General features: G+C 69.0%; 16 protein-coding genes. 10 read left to right on the plus strand and 6 right to left on the minus strand.

Going from position 1 to position 16,257, the window contains the following annotated elements:
• Positions 1 to 15: 15 nt before the first annotated feature.
• The gene (locus tag ACSFBM_RS15905; RefSeq protein WP_435485186.1) at positions 16 to 660 is read right to left on the minus strand and encodes a sugar dehydrogenase complex small subunit; all 645 of its coding nucleotides are present in this window, start codon (positions 658 to 660) and stop codon (positions 16 to 18) included.
• A gap of 208 nt (positions 661 to 868) precedes the next feature.
• Between ACSFBM_RS15905 and ACSFBM_RS15910 the strand changes: the two genes are divergently transcribed.
• Positions 869 to 2,086 (plus strand): acyl-CoA dehydrogenase family protein, encoded by a 1,218-nt coding sequence (locus ACSFBM_RS15910; RefSeq protein ID WP_435485187.1) that lies wholly within the window; start codon positions 869 to 871, stop codon positions 2,084 to 2,086.
• A gap of 35 nt (positions 2,087 to 2,121) precedes the next feature.
• Here ACSFBM_RS15910 and ACSFBM_RS15915 read toward each other — a convergent pair whose 3' ends face one another.
• Positions 2,122 to 2,829 carry a response regulator gene (locus ACSFBM_RS15915; protein ID WP_435485188.1) on the minus strand — a complete coding sequence of 236 codons (708 nt, stop codon included), beginning with the start codon at positions 2,827 to 2,829 and terminating at the stop codon, positions 2,122 to 2,124.
• Positions 2,826 to 4,406, minus strand: a complete 1,581-nt coding sequence (locus ACSFBM_RS15920) for an ATP-binding protein (RefSeq protein ID WP_435485189.1) — start codon at positions 4,404 to 4,406, stop codon at positions 2,826 to 2,828. Before ACSFBM_RS15920 ends, ACSFBM_RS15915 begins: the two co-directional genes overlap by 4 nt.
• Positions 4,407 to 4,574: 168 nt before the next feature.
• Here ACSFBM_RS15920 and ACSFBM_RS15925 point away from each other — a divergent pair, with 168 nt between their 5' ends.
• Together ACSFBM_RS15925 and ACSFBM_RS15930 are read left to right on the plus strand one after the other, a co-directional pair.
• On the plus strand, positions 4,575 to 4,727 hold the full coding sequence (locus ACSFBM_RS15925) for a hypothetical protein (protein WP_435485190.1): 153 nt from the start codon (positions 4,575 to 4,577) through the stop codon (positions 4,725 to 4,727).
• Positions 4,724 to 5,605: an intradiol ring-cleavage dioxygenase gene (locus tag ACSFBM_RS15930; protein WP_435485191.1), complete on the plus strand. Its 882-nt coding sequence runs from the start codon at positions 4,724 to 4,726 to the stop codon at positions 5,603 to 5,605. Before ACSFBM_RS15925 ends, ACSFBM_RS15930 begins: the two co-directional genes overlap by 4 nt.
• A gap of 34 nt (positions 5,606 to 5,639) precedes the next feature.
• On the opposite strand, the gene ACSFBM_RS15935 is transcribed toward ACSFBM_RS15930, so the two are convergent.
• From ACSFBM_RS15935 to ACSFBM_RS15945, 3 genes are all read right to left on the minus strand, one after another.
• The gene (locus ACSFBM_RS15935) at positions 5,640 to 6,320 is read right to left on the minus strand and encodes a response regulator transcription factor (RefSeq protein WP_435485192.1); all 681 of its coding nucleotides are present in this window, start codon (positions 6,318 to 6,320) and stop codon (positions 5,640 to 5,642) included.
• 16 nt (positions 6,321 to 6,336) lie between these two features.
• On the minus strand, positions 6,337 to 8,739 hold the full coding sequence (gene bamA / locus ACSFBM_RS15940) for an outer membrane protein assembly factor BamA (protein WP_435485193.1): 2,403 nt from the start codon (positions 8,737 to 8,739) through the stop codon (positions 6,337 to 6,339).
• A 149-nt stretch (positions 8,740 to 8,888) separates the two neighbouring features.
• A complete protein-coding gene (locus ACSFBM_RS15945; protein ID WP_435485194.1) occupies positions 8,889 to 9,473 on the minus strand; it encodes a nuclease-related domain-containing protein in 585 nt (194 codons plus the stop codon).
• A 199-nt stretch (positions 9,474 to 9,672) separates the two neighbouring features.
• Between ACSFBM_RS15945 and ACSFBM_RS15950 the strand changes: the two genes are divergently transcribed.
• The 7 genes from ACSFBM_RS15950 (at position 9,673) to ACSFBM_RS15980 (ending at position 16,207) form a co-directional block, all read left to right on the plus strand.
• Positions 9,673 to 10,830: a porin gene (locus tag ACSFBM_RS15950; protein WP_435485151.1), complete on the plus strand. Its 1,158-nt coding sequence runs from the start codon at positions 9,673 to 9,675 to the stop codon at positions 10,828 to 10,830.
• 82 nt (positions 10,831 to 10,912) lie between these two features.
• Complete coding sequence (locus ACSFBM_RS15955) at positions 10,913 to 11,173, plus strand: hypothetical protein (RefSeq protein ID WP_435485195.1); 261 nt, start codon at positions 10,913 to 10,915, stop codon at positions 11,171 to 11,173.
• Positions 11,173 to 11,772, plus strand: coding sequence for a sensor histidine kinase (locus ACSFBM_RS15960; RefSeq protein ID WP_435485196.1), 600 nt, complete (start codon positions 11,173 to 11,175; stop codon positions 11,770 to 11,772). Before ACSFBM_RS15955 ends, ACSFBM_RS15960 begins: the two co-directional genes overlap by 1 nt.
• A 230-nt stretch (positions 11,773 to 12,002) precedes the next feature.
• A complete protein-coding gene (locus ACSFBM_RS15965; protein WP_435485197.1) occupies positions 12,003 to 12,686 on the plus strand; it encodes a response regulator transcription factor in 684 nt (227 codons plus the stop codon).
• Entirely contained in the window at positions 12,683 to 14,053 is a 1,371-nt protein-coding gene (locus ACSFBM_RS15970) for a sensor histidine kinase (RefSeq protein WP_435485198.1), read from the plus strand. Before ACSFBM_RS15965 ends, ACSFBM_RS15970 begins: the two co-directional genes overlap by 4 nt.
• 128 nt (positions 14,054 to 14,181) lie before the next feature.
• On the plus strand, positions 14,182 to 14,670 hold the full coding sequence (locus tag ACSFBM_RS15975; protein WP_435485199.1) for a tripartite tricarboxylate transporter TctB family protein: 489 nt from the start codon (positions 14,182 to 14,184) through the stop codon (positions 14,668 to 14,670).
• 25 nt (positions 14,671 to 14,695) lie between these two features.
• Positions 14,696 to 16,207 (plus strand): tripartite tricarboxylate transporter permease, encoded by a 1,512-nt coding sequence (locus tag ACSFBM_RS15980; protein WP_435485200.1) that lies wholly within the window; start codon positions 14,696 to 14,698, stop codon positions 16,205 to 16,207.
• Positions 16,208 to 16,257: the final 50 nt, after the last annotated feature.

A 16,257-nucleotide genomic window follows, 5' to 3' on the forward strand; every position in this document is an offset into this window, starting at 1 on the left:
TGAATGGGGGCGCGCCTACTGGCTGCGCATCACCGGGGGCGGCGTGGCCGAAGGCCGTGCCGCTTCCTGCGGCGTCGGCACACCGACGTCGGGCGGCGCCGCGGTCCACCACATCGGGCCTTCGTTGCAGTAGGTGGGCACCGTGAGCGCGTCGGCCACGGGCCGGTACATCAGCGCCTGCTCGTAGGCCACCACGGTGGTCTTCCGCCCGGCGACCACGGTGCCCGTGTACCAGGCGCTGACCACGGCCAGCGCCGCTTCGCGCAGGCCGGCGCTGGTGGCCGCGCCCAGCAGGGCCTCGGGAGCGATGCCCGGCTGAACCAGGCCCGCCAGCGATGCGGCCTGCTGCGCGAAGGCGGCGTCGCCCTGCAGCATGGCCTCGCGGATGCGGGCCGCGGTGGTGGGGTCGATGTCGTCGTGGCCGGTGATGGCCTTGGAGAACGCGAGGAAGCGCGCAATGGCCTCGCCGTCGACGGTGCCCGCGGCTGTTGCGGCCGAGGCTGCTGCCGGTTGCGCGCCACCCGTGCCCGGCCAGCCGAACAGGGCGGCCTGCGCGGCCACCGCCGCGGCGGCCAGCACGGCCTCGCGCCGCGTGAGCCCGCCCGGCGCGCCTGTTGGGTTCGAAGCGTCTTCCTTCATGGAAAGGTCATCGTGTGACATGGGTTTCCTCCTGTGCGCTTCCCTGCTTGCAACCCGGCAGTGTGAGGCTGAGTGCGTACCCGAGCACGAGGGTGCGGGATTGGAGGATGCTGTCCTACGCGGGACTACGCAAGCCCACGCCGCCGCGCCACGTGTCACGTGGAGGACCGCCGGCAACCGCCGTGCAACGTATCGTCCACCGCACACTGAACGAAGAAGGACGAGAGACATGCATTTCGAATTCACGCCCAAGGTGATCGCGCTGCGCGACGAGCTGCTGAAGTTCATGGACGAATACGTCTACCCGAACGAAAAGCGCCGCGAGGAAGAGCTGGCCGCCAACGCCCGCGCCGGCCGCCCCTATGCCGAGCTGCCGATGATGGCCGGCCTGAAGGCCAAGGCGCGCGAGCGCGGGCTGTGGAACCTGTTCCTGCCCGAGGCAGAGCACGGCCCCGGCCTCACGAACGTCGAGTACGCGCCGCTGTGCGAGATCATGGGCCGGCGCTACTGGTGCGCGGAAATCTTCAACTGCTCGGCCCCCGACACCGGCAACATGGAAGTGCTGGCGCGCTACGGCACCAAGGCGCAGCAGGAACGCTGGCTCACGCCGCTGCTGGCGGGCGAAATTCGCTCGTCCTTCGCCATGACCGAGCCCGAGGTGGCCTCCAGCGACGCCACCAACATCCGCTGCAGCATCCGCCGCGAAGGCGACGAATACGTCATCAACGGGCGCAAGTGGTACATCACCGGCGCGATGCACGAGCGCTGCGAAATCTTCGTGCTCATGGGCAAGACCGACCCCGACAACGCCGACCGCCACAAGCAGCAGTCGATGGTGCTGGTGCCCAAAAACACGCCCGGCGTGACCATCGTGCGCGACATGCAGTTGCTCGGCATGTACGACCCGCCGTTCGGCCACCCAGAGATCGTGTTCGACAACGTGCGCGTGCCGGTCGGGAACATCCTGCTGGGCGAGGGCCGCGGCTTCGAGATTGCGCAGGGCCGCCTCGGCCCGGGCCGCATCCACCACTGCATGCGCGCCATCGGCATGGCCGAGTCGGCGCTGGAAATGATGTGCCAGCGGCTGGTGTCGCGCACCGCGTTCCACAAGCCGTTGTCGGAGCAGGGCGTGTGGCGCGAGCGCATCGCCGAGTCGCGCATGCTCATCGAGCAGTCGCGCTGGATGGTGCTCAACGCCGCCTACCGCATGGACACCGTGGGCAACAAGGTCGCCGCGAAGGAAATCGCGATGATCAAGGTGCTCACGCCGAACAACTGCGTGAAGGTGATCGACTGGGCCATGCAGGCCTTCGGCGCCATGGGCCTGAGCCAGGACACCCTGCTTACGCACTTCTACGCCTACGAGCGCCACCTGCGCGTGGCGGACGGCCCCGACGAGGTGCACCGCAACGCCATCGCCAAGCAGGAGCTGGCGGCCTACCGCTGAGAAAAAAGAAGGCAGAACGCGGCGCCGCGCCGCGTTCAGTTCCCGGCTTCGGCCGGCGCCTCCCACGCGAAGCCCACGCCATACACCGAGCGGATCCAGTCGTGTGCCGGCGTCACCGCGCCCAGCTTGCGGCGCAGGTTCTTCACGTGGCTGTCGATGGCGCGTTCGGTCACGTCCACCGTGTCGTCGTAGGCCAGCTCCAGCAGGCGGGCGCGCGAGAAGATGCGCCCCGGGTGCCGCGACAGCACCTGCAGCAGCCCGAACTCGCGCCGCGTGAGGTTCAGCGGCGCGCCTTCGAGCGAGGCGCGCCAGTGCACGTCGTCCAGCACCAGCCCTGGCCCCTCGTCCGCCGAGGCCGAGCCCTGTGCGCCGGACGCCGGGCCTGCGGTGCGCCGCAGCACCGCGCGCACCCGCGCCACCAGCTCGCGCGGCGAGAAGGGCTTGCACACGTAGTCGTCCGCGCCCAGCTCCAGGCCGAGCAGGCGGTCGACCTCCTCGATGCGCGCGGTGAGCATGATGATCGGGTGCGTCGTGTGCTCGCGCGCGCGGCGCAGCACCTCGATGCCGTCCAGCCGCGGCAGCATGATGTCCAGCAGCGTGAGGTCGGGCGGCGCGGCCACGATGCTCTCGAGGGCGCTTTGCCCGTCGGTGAAATGCGTGGTCTCGTAGCCCGCGTGGCGCAGGTAGTCCTGCACCACCGAGGCGATGTCGGTCTCGTCTTCGACGATGGCAATTCGGGTCATGACGGTGCGGCCAATGGAAGGGTGATGGTCACGCGCAGCCCGCCCAGCGGCGAGGCCGACGCGTCGATGGTGCCGCCGTGCGCCTCGACGGTGGCGCGGCAGATCGACAGGCCCAGCCCGGAGCCGCCGTGCTCGCGGCTGCGCGAGGTCTCGCCGCGGAACAGCCGGTCGAACAGGCGCGGCAGCTCGCTCTCGGGCACGCCGGGCGAGCTGTCGTCCAGCAGCAGCGTGAGGCAGTTGCCGGTCCATGCGCCTTCCACCGTGACGTCGATGCGCAGCGTGCCGCCTTCGTCGGTGTAGGCCAGCGTGTTCTCCAGCAGGTTCATGAACACCTGGTGCAGCCGGTGCGCGTCGCCGTCCACGGTGGGCTGCGAGAAGCTGTCGATGCGGTCGATGGCGCTGCGGTCCACGGCAATGGCGCGCTTGGCGAAGCGGTCGCGCGTGTGGTCGAGCGCCTCCTTCAGCAGCGACAGCGGGTACACCGTGGCAGTGAGCAGGCCGCCCTGCGGCTCGCGCATGCTGCTGCGCAGGTCGTCCACGAGCTGGCCGAGGCGGATCACCTGGCGGTGCAGGCGCAGCGCGGTGCGTTCGTCGAAGGTGCGCACGCCGTCCTGCAGCGCCTCGATCTCGGCGCGCATGGCGGCCAGCGGCGTGCGCAGCTCGTGCGCCGCGTCGGCCAGCCAGGCGCGGCGCGAGGCCTCCACCGTGTCCAGTCGCTGCGCCATGTCGTTGAAGGTCTTGCCCAGCAGGGCCAGCTCGTCCGAGCCCTGCACGGTGACACGGGTGGACAGGCGCCCACGGGCTACGTCCTGCGCGGCCTGCGTGAGCTCGTCGATGGGCTTGAACCAGCGCCGCGCCAGCAGCCACGACAGCACGAGCGCAAAGCCCAGGCCGCACAGGCCCGTGAGCACGATCACGCCCGACTGGCGCGCAATGAAGGCGCGGTCGGCCTCGCTCTCCAGCCCCTGCAGCGGCGCGAGCGCCAGGTAGCCGATGACCGACTTGTTGTGCCGGATCGGCATGCGTGCGGCATTCGGCAGGTCGATGTCGGCGCCCACCACGCGCGCGCCGTTCGCGTCGAGCACGGCCAGGCGCTGGTAGATGGCGTCGTGCATGCCGCGCGGATCGGGAAACACCCAGGGCGGCGGCATGCCCGGCAGCCGCCGCGCCAGCAGGTCGAGCTGCGCGGACGGCGGCGGGCTCCCCTCGGATGCGCCGTCGGGGGGCGCGCCGTCGGGCGGCGCGCCGCGCATGGCGCGGTATTCGTACCAGGGCGGCAGGCGCCGCTCGTCGCCGTTGGCGGCGGCGCTGTCGAGCACATTGGCGAAGCGGCCCATCTGCAGGCGCTGCCAGGCGTCGTCGTTGTCGCGCAGGTTCTTCCAGTCGCCGTGGGCCACGTAGTTCTTCAGCACCAGCTGCGACAGCCAGTCCATGCGCCGGATCTCGATCTCGGCCACATAGGAGCCCAGGCCGCGCTGCAGCGCAATGATCGACAACCCCGCGAAGCTGATGAGCAGCACGATCAGCAGCGCCGCCAGCGCCAGGAAGATCTTGCGGGAAAGGGTCAGTTGGGGCATGGGCACAGGGGAGGCATGGCCGCATTCTGCGACATGCTCGACGATCGGACTTGCGGAGGTGTAGCGGGGAAGGAGGCCGATGATGTCGCCCGAATGTGGAGAAAATTGGGAGACGGTTTCCCCATGTTTCTCCATCATTCCTCCCGAATGCGGCCGCAACATGGGTTCATGACACCGGACCTGAACTTTGCGCTGCTGGGTGCGATCACCGTGTTTTTCTGGCTGGTCGCGCAGGCGTGGGCGCTGTTCGTCCTGTGGGCCGAGGGGTGTGCCACCCGAGCGGACGGTGCCGGACCCCACAACCAGCAGGACAACCCATGACACGGCCACAGGCTTCGCCCGCCGGCCGCCGCGGCCTGCTGGCCACCCTTGGCGCGGCGGCCCTGGGCGCGGCTTCCGCGCGCCCGGCAGAAGCTGCCGCGCCCCCGGCCAGGGCCGCCGCATCTCTTCTGCCGCTGACCGCGCAGACCACCGAAGGCCCCTATTACCTGGACCTTGCGCAGGTCCGCCGCGACATCACCGAGGGGCTCGAGGGCGTGCCGCTGGAGGTGCGCTTCAGTGTGTGCGACACCGCCGGCAAGCCGCTGCCCAGGCTGCGCGTGGACCTCTGGCACTGCGACATGCAGGGCCGCTACTCGGGCTTTGCCGGGCAGGGCGACGACCGCGCGGGCACCTTCGAGGGCAAGACCTTCCTGCGCGGCAGCCAGTTCACCGACCGCGACGGCACCGCCGTGTTCGCCACGGTCTACCCCGGCTGGTACGCGGGACGCACCACGCACATCCATATGAAGGTGCTCCATGGCGCGCGCGCCGTGCTCACCTCGCAGTTCTTCCTGCCCGATGCGTTGAGCGAGTTCCTCTACACGCAGGTCTCGCCCTATCGGCGTGCGCGGGTGCGCGACACGCTCAACAGCCTCGACGGCATTGCGCTGAAGGCCGGCGACACGGTGCTCGGCGCGGTGCGCGAGGAGCGCCAGCGCTATGTGGCCACGCTCGCGCTGGTGGTCGACCCGGCCGCGTCCCCGGTGGTCGACCGGCCGCCGCAGCCGGGCGGCATGCCGCCGCCCGGAGCGATGCCGCCCCGGGGTGGCATGGGCATGCCCGGCATGCCGATGGGTGCCGGAGGTCCTGCGCGCGGCCGCGCGCTGGAAGGCGCCGCGCGCGTCAAGGCGCTGGTGCCGCCGCGCACCGCGGGCTGAGCGCACGCGCGCGGGCGCCGGCCCTGGTCGCCGCTCAGCCCGCCGGCCGATCCGCAAAGCAGAAGCCCACGCCGTAGACCGAGCGGATCCAGTCGTGCGCGGGTGCGGCGTCCGCCAGCTTCTTGCGCAGGTTCTTGATGTGCCCGTCCACCGCGCGCTCGTTCACCTCGAGTGCCTCGGCAAACGCCGCTTCCAGCAGCTTCGAGCGCGTGAACACCCGCCCCGGATCGTTCGACAGCGTGCGCAGCAGCAGCCACTCGCGGCGCGTGAGCGCGAGCGGACGACCCTCCAGCCGGGCATCGCCCCGCCGGCTCGGTCCGCCGGCGAAGTTCACCGCAGCCGAGGGCCGGCCGGCGTCCTGGCGCTGCGCATGCCGGCGCAGCACGGTGTTCACGCGCGCCACCACTTCCCTCGCAAAGAAGGGCTTGCACACGCAGTCGTCGGCGCCCGCATCCAGTGCCAGCAGCCGGTCGGACGCCTGCGCGCGCGCCGTCAGGACAATGACCGGGTGGTTGCCGTGCGAGCGCACCTCCTGCAGCACCGCGATGCCGTCCTCGTTGCCCAGCAGCGTGAGCGCCGGCGGCGCCGTCAGGATGCGCGCCAGCGCCGCCGCCGCGTCGTCGGTCTGCTCGACCTCGTGGCCCGCGCCGTGCAGGTGCGCGAGCAGTTGCGAGGCGCTGTCGCGATCGTCTTCCACCAGCAGGATGCGACCCATGGCTTGCGTTCTCCCGTCAGAAAGACGTGCCGATCTGGAACTGGAGGCGCTGCGTTCGGTCGGCCGCGATGTTGTTGGCCGTGTCTGCCTTCTGGTAGCGCAGCGGCACCGCGTACGCCAGCCGCAGCGGCCCGAGCGGCGAGATCCAGCTGATGCCGATGCCGGCCGACGCGCGAAGGCGGTTCTGCGCCTTCCACTGCGCATCCGTCATGCTGGCGGTGCGGTCGGCGAACACATTGCCGGCATCGAAGAAGGAGTACAGCCGCAGTGTCTTGTCGTTGCCCGCGCCGGGGAAGGGCGTGCTGAACTCCATGTTGAAGATCGCCTTGCGCGTGCCGCCCAGCGCCCCCTCCGTGACCGCGTCGGTCGGACCCAGGGAGTTCTGCTCGAAGCCGCGGATCGAGCCCAGCCCGCCGGCATAGAAGTTCTTGAAGATCGGGAACGTGCTGTTGCCCAGTGCCCGCGCATAGCCCAGCTGGCCGTTGACCGCGAGCGTGTACTGCTTGGACAGCGGAAAGTACTGCTGGTATTGGTAGTTGGACTTCAGGTAGCGCAGCTCGCTGCCCACGCCCACTTCCAGGTTGGCGCTCTGCAGCTTGCCGCTCGTGGGCACCAGCGCGCTGTCGCGGTCGTCGCGGGACCACCCCAGCGTGGCCGGGATGCCCACGATGTTCGGCTTGGCACAGCTCACGTTCGGCACCGTGCCCGTGCACTTGAAGTAGTCCAGGTAGGCCTGCGGCGTGGCCGTGTACACGTACGACCCGTCGACCAGCGTGTAGCTGCCGTTGGTGCCCGGCGTGAACGAATAGCGCTCCACGCCGATGCCCAGGAACACCGTGTCCTGCTCGCCCACCGGAAAGCCGAAGCGCACCGAGCCGCCGTCGCTGGCGAGCTTGTAGTTGCCGTCGGCCTCGTAGTAGGGCCGCGTGGTGGTGTGGAACACGTTCAGCGTGCGCGAGATGCCGTCCTTGGTGAAGTACGGGTCGGTGGCCGTGAGCGAGATGGTGCGGTTGTACGAGCTGGTGTTGACGTTCAGCCCCAGGTAGTTGCCGCTGCCGAACACGTTCTCCTGCGTGATGCCGAAGCTCAGCGACACCTTGTCGGTGGACGAATAGCCCGCCCCCAGCTGCAGCGAGCCGGTCGGCTTCTCGGTCACGTTCACCGCCAGGTCGACCTGGTCCGGCGAGCCGGGCACGTCGACGGTGTCGATGTTCACGTCGGTGAAAAATCCCAGCCGGTCGATGCGGTCGCGCGAGGCGCGGATCTTGTTGCCGTCGTACCAGGCGCCTTCGTACTGGCGAAACTCGCGGCGGATCACCTCGTCGCGTGTCTTGGCGTTGCCGCCGATGTTGATGCGCCGCACGTAAGCGCGCCGCGAGGCCTCGGCGTTCAGCACCAGGGTGACGCGGTTGTTCGCGCGGTCGATCTCCGGCACGGCCTTCACGCGTGCGAAGGCATAGCCGAAGGTGCCGAAGTAGTCGGTGAAGGCCTTGGTTGTGGCCGCCACCTGCTCGCCGTTGTAGGGCGCGCCGGGGCGAATGGTCACCAGCGTCTTGAACTCGTCGTCGCGGCCCATGTAGTCGCCCGCGAGCCGCACGGCGGCCACCACGAACTTCTCGCCCTCGGTGATGTTGATGGTGAGGGTGAGTGTCTGGCGGTCCGGCGATATGGCCACCTGCGTCGAGTCGATGCGGAACTCCAGGTAGCCGCGCGTGATGTAGTAGGAGCGCAGCGTCTCCATGTCGCCGTTGAACTTGGTGCGCGAGTACTGGTTGGACTTGGTGTACCAGGCCAGCCAGCCGCCGCTGTCCTGGTCGAACAGGTCGAGCAGGGTGCTTTCGCTGAAGGCCTTGTTGCCCACCACATGCACTTCCTTGATGCGCGCGGGTTCGCCTTCGGTCACGGTGAAAGTCAGGTTCACGCGGTTGTTCTCCAGCGGCGTGACGGTGGTGACCACCCGGGCGTTGTAGAGGCTGCGGCTGATGTACTGGCGCTTGAGCTCCTGCTCGGCGCGGTCGGCCAGCGCCTTGTCGTAGGCCTGCCCCTCGGCCAGGCCGATCTCGCGCAGCGCCTTCTGCAGCGCGGCCTTGTCGAACTCCTTGGTGCCCACGAAGTCGACGTCGGCGACGGTGGGCCGTTCTTCGACCACCACCACCAGCACGTTGCCGTTCACGTCGATGCGAACGTCCTTGAAGAGGCCGAGCTTGAAGAGTTCGCGAATGGCGTTGGTGCCGCGCTCGTCGTTGTAGGTGTCGCCGGCCTTCAGGCCCATGGTGGCGAACACGGTGCCGGGCTCCACGCGCTGAAGGCCTTCGACGCGGATGTCGCGCACGGTGAACGGATCGGTGGCCCATGCGGGGAGGGCAGCCAGCGAGGCAAGCAGCACGGCGGCCGCTGCGAGGGACTTCGGTAAATGCATCGCCGCATGGTCTTCGCCAATGTCGGAGAAATTTGGGACTACCCCAGCGCAGTCGGGGCTGTACCGCGTCTTTACCTGGCGTGCTGCGCCGCGTTGTCCAGCGATACCGCGCAGCGTGCCCTGCGCGCGCGCTGCTAACACACAGCAAGCTACTGCAAGACCAGGCCGCGCGCTTCTCCCTGCAGCTCCAGCAGCCGTTCCACCGTGCGATCGATGCCTTCTGCGTCCAGCAACCGATACGTGCGAGACGTTCGCCCGTTGTTGCGCACCAGGCGCGCGATGTAGGGAAGGTCCTGCTGCGTGACGACAGCCGCCGGCATCACGCCCTCGAGCTCGATGCCTTCACATGGCAGCAGCACGAAATACTGCAGCCGCAGGTCGTCGGGCAGCAGGCTGCGCAATTGCGTGGTCTTGCGACCGCCCTGCCATGCGGGGTCTTTCACCTCGCGCGCGTTCTGGCAGCCGTTGAGCCGCAGGAACCAGCGCGGCGGCGACTGGTCCGACTTCTTGCGATAGACAAAGGCGTTGCGCCAGGCCTTGATCTCGAACAGGTAGACGCCGGTCTCGCATACCACCACGGCATCGATGCGCGCGGTGCGTGCCGCATGCCCCTCGGGCATGGGAATCACGAGGTCGCGAAGAATGCGCAGGTGCGAAAAGGTGGGGCTGAATGCGTTGGCGAGCTGTTGCACGCCCAGTGTCGCGGCGGTGTTGCTTTGCAAGGCAATGGTCATGGGTGACTCCTTCGGTCGCCGAGCATCGCGCGGCTTTTGGGAGACTTTTCGTACGAGGTGTTTCCGTAGGGCTCAGGCCGCGTGTGCACGCAAACAACATTCCGTGCAAAGAGAAGGCAATCACAAGATTCCTCCGAAATTGAACGAGACCATGCGTGTCTGCTGCTCGCTGAAGAGCCGCTGAAACCGGAGAAACCCAATGAAGAAAACCCTCACGGCATTCGCTGCCCTGGCCGTCTGTGGCCTGGCCTCTGCCCAATCGTCCGTCACGCTGTTCGGTGTCGTCGACGCCGGCGTGACCTACCAGTCGGCCACCGCGCGCGACTCGCTCACGGGCGCCTCGGTCAAGCAAAGCAAGACCAGCCTGGCCAACTCCGGCTACAACTCCAGCCGCATCGGCTTCCGGGGCACCGAAGACCTGGGCGGCGGGCTGGCTGCGAGCTTCTGGCTCGAAGCGCCCATCACCAACGACGACGGCGCCACCGGCATCTCCACCTTCGCGCGGCGCTCCACCGTGAGCCTGTCGGGTGGCTTCGGCGAGCTGCGCCTGGGCCGCGACTACACGCCCACGTTCTGGAACGACACCGTGTTCGACCCGTTCGGCACCAACGGCTCGGGCACCAACGTGATCAGCACCGTCAGCGGCAACAGCACCATCAACAACGCCAACTACGTGCGCGCGAGCAACTCGGTGGGCTACTTCCTGCCGCCGAACCTGGGCGGCTTCTACGGCCAGCTGCAGTACAGCTTCCACGAGAACACCAGCACCGACGCCACCAGCACCACGGCCGCGAGCAGCAGCAGCGCGGGCCGCTACGTGGGCGGGCGCTTCGGCTATGCCAACGGCCCGCTGGACGTGGCCCTGGGCGTGGGCCAGAGCGTGGTGGTGGACACCGCCACGCTGGAGCGCAAGGTGCAGACCATCAACCTGGGCGCGTCGTACGACTTCGGCCCGGTGAAGCTGTTCGGCGAGCTGTCGAACGTGCAGAACAAGTTCGACACGGCGCTGAGCAACACGCACGACACCTACAACGGCTACCTGATCGGTGCGACCGTGCCGGTGGGTGCGGGCCTGATCCGCGCGTCGTACTCGGTGGTTCGCTACAACGAGGGTGCGGCCGGCATCACGGGCGAAGACCCGCGCGCGCAGAAGCTGGCCATCGGCTACGTGCACAACCTGTCCAAGCGCACGGCGCTGTACGCCACGGTGGCGCGGGTGAACAACCGCAACGACGCCAACTACACCGGCAGCCTGGTCTCGGCGAGCACCACGGGCTACGGCAGCGCGGGCGTGGGCTTCTCGGGCGTGCCGCGTTCTTCGACCGGCTACGACTTCGGCATTCGCCACGCGTTCTGACGCGAGGCGCGCTCTGTGCGCGGGAAGAAGGGCTCGCCCTTTCTTCCTGTGCGCAGCCCGTCCATTCAGCAATGAGCTTTCAATGAACCGAATTCGACTTCTGGCGGGCGCCCTGGCGGCCACCAGCCTCGCAGGCTGCATCGTGCTGCCGCCGCCGCCCATGCCTTGCCGCGCGCCGCCACCGGGCTTTCGCGGCGAAGCGCCGCCCATGCCTTTCGGCGGCGCCCGCATGCCGCCGGCACCCGGGTGGGAGGACTGCGATGGCCAGCGCAGCGGCCCGGGCAACGGTTGCATGCGCGCCGCGCCGGGCGGCCCCGGCGCGCCTGTGCCGGGAGCCCGTTGATGGCCGCGGGACAGCTTCAGTCCGGCAACCTCGGCGTGGTCATTGCCGGCGTGATCCTTCTGGGTCTCGGCGGCGTGATCTGCCTGATGGGCTCGCTGTTCCTCGCCAACCTGCGCCAGGGCGCGAAGGCGCGTGAACTCGCCGCGCAAGCCAGGCAGGACGCGCAGCGGCGGCTGGGCGCCAGCCGCGTGCAAGACCTTCGGCCGCTGCTCGACGCGGCCACGGGCGACACGCACGGCAAGGCCATCCGCTTCGAAGTGCAGCTGCCGCCGCAAGCGGTGCCCGTGCTCGCGATCGAGGCCGAGCTGCGCGAACTGCTCGCCAAGGTCACGGCCTATGCGGCCAGCGTGATGCGCGCGGGCGCGACGCTGCAGGTGTCCGCGCACGCGGAAGGCGAGCAGGCCGTGATCCATTGGCGCGACCTCGATGCCGTCGATGCACGACCGCCGCTCGCGAGGTTCTTCGACAGCGCGCACGCAGCCGGCGCCAGCGCCCGGGCCTGCGAGCGCATTGCCGACCACCACGGCGGGCGCATCTACTCGGCGCCGTGTGCGGGCGGCGTGCTGGGCCTGACGCTGCGCCTGCCGCTGCAGGCCTAGCCGGCAACGGCAGGCTTGCGCCGACATGGACAAACGGTAATGAAGCGGCCGCGCTTTCTCGGGTTCAATCGCGGCTAGGATGGTCCCGGCGGCGCCCGGATGGACGGTGGGCCGGCCGACTCCATCGCCATGAGCAACCGAACGCAGTCACTCCCCGATCTTCTTGTTTCCCCGGCCCCTCGCGTTGCCCCGCACGAGGGCGCGGCAGCGGCGTGCTAGGCCCCACCGCCATGTGGCGCTGCCTCATCGTCGAGGACGACGCCGACAACGCGCGCTACATCGCCGACGGCTTCCGTTCGCTCGGCCACGTGGCCGTGATCAGCCGGGACGGTGCCGATGCGCTCGCGCGCGCCACGGGCGAGCCGTGGGACCTGGTGATCCTCGACCGCATGCTGCCCAACGACGTGGACGGCCTGTCGATCCTCTCGACCCTGCGCGCCCTCGGCAAGAAGACGCCGGTGCTGGTGCTCAGCGCATTGAGCGCGCTCGACGAACGCGTGCGCGGCCTGAAGGCCGGCGGCGACGACTACCTGGCCAAGCCCTTCGCCTTCTCGGAACTGGCGGCACGCGCCGAGGCGCTGGTGCGGCGCTCGCGCACCGGGCCCGAGATCCGCACGCTGCAGCTGGCCGACCTCACGCTGGACCTGGCGCGCCGGCACGTGGAGCGCGGCGGCCGGCCCATTGCGCTGCAGCCGCGCGAGTTCCGGCTGCTGGCCTACCTGATGATGCATCCGGGCCAGGTGGTCACGCGCACCATGCTGCTGGAGGCCGTGTGGGACTACCAGTTCGACCCGCAGACCAACGTGATCGACGTGCAGGTGAGCCGGCTGCGCGGCAAGCTCGACGCGGGCGGCGCGCCCACGCTGATCCACACCGTGCGCGGCGTGGGCTACACGCTGGCCCCGCCGCAATGATCCGCACGCTGCGCCAGCTGTGGCGCTCGGTGGGCTTCCGGCTGGCCTTCTACTACGGCCTGCTGGTGGCCATCACGATGCTGGCCGCGCTGGCCATCGTCTACATGCAGACGGTGGGCGTGCTGCAGCAGCGCATGGTGCGCCAGGTGGAGGCCAGCGTGCAGCAGCTGATGGTGCGCTACGACGCGCGCGGCGCCGACGGCGTGGCGGGCGAAATTTCGAATGCGCTGTCGGACGGGCGCAACTCCGACAACGAGATCTACCTGCTGACCGACCGCGAAGGCAGCAAGCTCGCGGGCAACCTCGACCAGGTGCCCTCGGCCGCGCCCGACGCGGGCGACGGCGTGCACCGGCGCGTGGTGCGCGCGGGGCAGACCGTCATCGCCTACATCGTGCTGCGCCCCCTGCCGGACGGCGGGCAGCTGGTGGTGGGGCACGACCTGCGCGACCAGGAATCGATCGAATCGCTGGTGGCGAGCGCCAGCGCGGCGGCGGGCATCGTGGCGGTGCTGCTGCTGATCGGCGGCACCTTCGTGTTCCGCCAGGAGCTGGAGCGCAGCGTGGGCGCGGTGCGCCGCACGGCCGCGCGCATTGCGGCCGGTGAGCTGCAGGAGCGCGTGGCGCCGTCGGGCGAGGAGGACGAGTTCGCGCTGCTGGAGCACGACATCAACGCCATGCTCGACCGCATCCAGTCGCTGATGGACGGCGTGCGCCATGTGTCCAACACCATCGCGCACAACCTGCGCACGCCGCTCACGCGCGTGCTGGTGCGGCTGCGCGCTGTGGAAGCCGCGCTGCAGCAGCAAGACCCGCAACGCGAGGCCGTGGCCACCGCCATCCGCGAGCTCGAGGAACTCGCGGTGGTGTTCGAGAAGCTGCTGCAGATCGCCGAGGTCGAGGCCGGTGCGCGCCGGCAGCAGTTCGCGCCGGTGGCGCTGCACGTGATTGCCGACGACGTGGCGGAGTTGTACGAGGCCGTGGCGGAGATGCAGGGCATCGCGTTGCTGCGCGAGCCCGCCGACATCGCGGTGGCGCTGGGCGACCGCGACCTGCTGGCCGGCGCGGCGGCCAACCTGCTGGACAACGCCCTGAAGTACGCAGGCACCGGCGCCACCGTGCGCATCGGCACGCACACGGTGGACGGCCGGGCGCAGCTCTTCGTGCAGGACAACGGCCCCGGCATTCCTGCCGCCGAGTACGAGCGCATCGGCGTGCGCTTCCACCGGCTGGACCGCAGCACGCCGGGCCACGGGCTGGGGCTGGCCAGCGTGCAGGCGGTGGTGGCGCTCCACGGCGGGAGGCTGCAGTTCGCGGATACGCGCCCGGGGCTGCGCGCGTGCATCGACCTGCCGGTGGCGGACGGCTGAACGCGCCGCGTGCGCTCGCCACATTGCCGAACGGCAATGTCTTGGTCATGCACAAAAGTCCGTTGAATTCCTAGGATCGCTCGGCGCACAACGCGTGCCGATCAACGCAGTTCCAGGAGACATCAACGGTGAGAATCAAGAGTCAGAGAGACTTCTGCTCGGGCGTGCTTTTCAGCGCCTTCGGCGTGGCCTTCGCATGGGGCGCCACGACCTACAACGTGGGCTCGGGCGCCCGCATGGGCCCCGGCTACTTTCCCCTGATCGTGGGCATCCTCATTGCCCTCATGGGCGTGGCCATCACGCTCAAGGCGCTCAGCGTCGAGGCGGAAGACGGCGAGCCCATCGGGCGCATCGCATGGAAGCCGCTGGTGTTCATCATCGGCGCGAACCTGATCTTCGGCGTGCTGCTGGGCGGCCTGCCGAGCATCGGGCTGCCGTCGATGGGGCTCATCGTGGCCATCTACGCGCTGACCTTCATTGCCAGCCTTGCGGGGGACAACTTCGGCTGGAAGGGCGTGACCGTGCTCGCGACCGTGCTGGCGCTGGGCAGCTACCTGGCCTTCGTGGTCGCGCTGAAGCTGCAGTTCCAGGTGTGGCCGACCTTCATCGCCGGCTGATTCGCACAAGAACAAGACAAGACAAATGGACCTGATTTCCAATCTCTCGATCGGCTTCGGCGTCGCCTTCACGGCGCAGAACCTCGTCTATGCCTTCGTCGGCTGCCTGCTGGGCACGCTGATCGGGGTGCTCCCGGGCATCGGCCCGGTCGCGACCATCGCGATGCTGTTGCCTGCCACCTATGCGCTGCCGCCCGTGTCGGCGCTCATCATGCTGGCCGGCATCTACTATGGGGCCCAGTACGGCGGCTCGACCACGGCCATCCTGGTCAACCTGCCGGGCGAGTCTTCGTCGGTGGTGACCGTGATCGACGGCTACCAGATGGCAAGAAAGGGGCGCGCCGGACCGGCGCTCGCCGCGGCCGGGCTGGGCTCGTTCTTCGCGGGCTGCGTGGGCACGCTGATCCTGGCTGCCTTTGCGCCGCCGCTGACCGAGCTGGCCTTCAAGTTCGGCCCGGCCGAGTATTTCTCGCTGATGATCCTGGGCCTGATCGGCGCCGTGGTGCTGGCCTCGGGCTCGCTGCTCAAGGCGATCACCATGATCCTGTTCGGCCTGGCGCTGGGCCTGGTCGGCACCGACGTGAACTCGGGCGTGGCGCGCTACAGCTTCGACATTCCCGAGCTCACCGACGGCATCGGCTTCATCGCCATTGCGATGGGTGTGTTCGGCTACGGCGAAATCATTGCCAACCTGGCGGTGCCCGAGCACGAGCGCGAAGTGTTCACCGCGAAGGTCAAGGGCCTGTGGCCCACCAAGCAGGACTTCAAGGACATGACGCCCGCCGTGCTGCGCGGCACGGCGCTGGGTTCGGCGCTGGGCATCCTGCCCGGCGGTGGCGCGCTGCTGTCGGCCTTCGCGGCCTACACCATCGAGAAGAAGATGAAGCTGAAGGCGGGCGAAGTGCCCTTCGGCAAGGGCAACATCCGCGGCGTGGCGGGCCCCGAGTCGGCCAACAACGCCGGCGCGCAGACCTCCTTCATTCCGCTGCTGACGCTGGGCATTCCGCCCAACGCGGTGATGGCGCTGATGGTGGGCGCCATGACCATCCACAACATCCAGCCCGGTCCGCAGGTGATGACCAGCAACCCCGAGCTGTTCTGGGGCCTGATCGCCTCGATGTGGATCGGCAACCTGATGCTCATCGTGCTGAACCTGCCGATGATCGGCATCTGGATCAAGCTGCTGACCATTCCCTACAAGTGGCTCTTTCCGTCGATCGTGCTGTTCTGCGCGGTGGGCGTGTACTCGGAGAACAACAACACCTTCGACGTGTGGATGGTCGCGATCTTCGGCATCGTGGGCTATGCCTTCCTGAAGCTGAAATGCGAGCCCGCGCCGCTGCTGCTGGGCTTCATCCTGGGGCCGATGATGGAAGAGAACCTGCGCCGCGCGCTGCTGCTGTCGCGCGGCGACTGGAGCGTGTTCGTCACGCGGCCGCTGTCCGCGGGGCTGCTGGTGGTGGCCGGGTTGCTGCTGGTCATCGTGCTGCTGCCGTCGGTGAAGGCCAAGCGGGAAGAGGCTTTCGTCGAGGAGTGACGCATCGCACGGCCCTGGAAAAAGCGGCGCCACGGAACTCCGCGTCATAC

Origin of the sequence: Variovorax pasteuri (assembly GCF_051216435.1) — a bacterium.
In the GTDB taxonomy this organism is placed as follows: domain Bacteria; phylum Pseudomonadota; class Gammaproteobacteria; order Burkholderiales; family Burkholderiaceae_C; genus Variovorax.

Bases quoted from the DNA above. Each gene is read 5' to 3' on its own strand.
- ACSFBM_RS15905 (WP_435485186.1), bottom strand. From the start codon at position 660: ATGTCACACGATGACCTTTCCATGAAGGAAGACGCTTCGAACCCAACA.
- ACSFBM_RS15910 (WP_435485187.1), top strand. From the start codon at position 869: ATGCATTTCGAATTCACGCCCAAGGTGATCGCGCTGCGCGACGAGCTG.
- ACSFBM_RS15915 (WP_435485188.1), bottom strand. From the start codon at position 2,829: ATGACCCGAATTGCCATCGTCGAAGACGAGACCGACATCGCCTCGGTG.
- ACSFBM_RS15920 (WP_435485189.1), bottom strand. From the start codon at position 4,406: ATGCCCCAACTGACCCTTTCCCGCAAGATCTTCCTGGCGCTGGCGGCG.
- ACSFBM_RS15925 (WP_435485190.1), top strand. From the start codon at position 4,575: ATGACACCGGACCTGAACTTTGCGCTGCTGGGTGCGATCACCGTGTTT.
- ACSFBM_RS15930 (WP_435485191.1), top strand. From the start codon at position 4,724: ATGACACGGCCACAGGCTTCGCCCGCCGGCCGCCGCGGCCTGCTGGCC.
- ACSFBM_RS15935 (WP_435485192.1), bottom strand. From the start codon at position 6,320: ATGGGTCGCATCCTGCTGGTGGAAGACGATCGCGACAGCGCCTCGCAA.
- bamA (WP_435485193.1), bottom strand. From the start codon at position 8,739: ATGCATTTACCGAAGTCCCTCGCAGCGGCCGCCGTGCTGCTTGCCTCG.
- ACSFBM_RS15945 (WP_435485194.1), bottom strand. From the start codon at position 9,473: ATGACCATTGCCTTGCAAAGCAACACCGCCGCGACACTGGGCGTGCAA.
- ACSFBM_RS15950 (WP_435485151.1), top strand. From the start codon at position 9,673: ATGAAGAAAACCCTCACGGCATTCGCTGCCCTGGCCGTCTGTGGCCTG.
- ACSFBM_RS15955 (WP_435485195.1), top strand. From the start codon at position 10,913: ATGAACCGAATTCGACTTCTGGCGGGCGCCCTGGCGGCCACCAGCCTC.
- ACSFBM_RS15960 (WP_435485196.1), top strand. From the start codon at position 11,173: ATGGCCGCGGGACAGCTTCAGTCCGGCAACCTCGGCGTGGTCATTGCC.
- ACSFBM_RS15965 (WP_435485197.1), top strand. From the start codon at position 12,003: ATGTGGCGCTGCCTCATCGTCGAGGACGACGCCGACAACGCGCGCTAC.
- ACSFBM_RS15970 (WP_435485198.1), top strand. From the start codon at position 12,683: ATGATCCGCACGCTGCGCCAGCTGTGGCGCTCGGTGGGCTTCCGGCTG.
- ACSFBM_RS15980 (WP_435485200.1), top strand. From the start codon at position 14,696: ATGGACCTGATTTCCAATCTCTCGATCGGCTTCGGCGTCGCCTTCACG.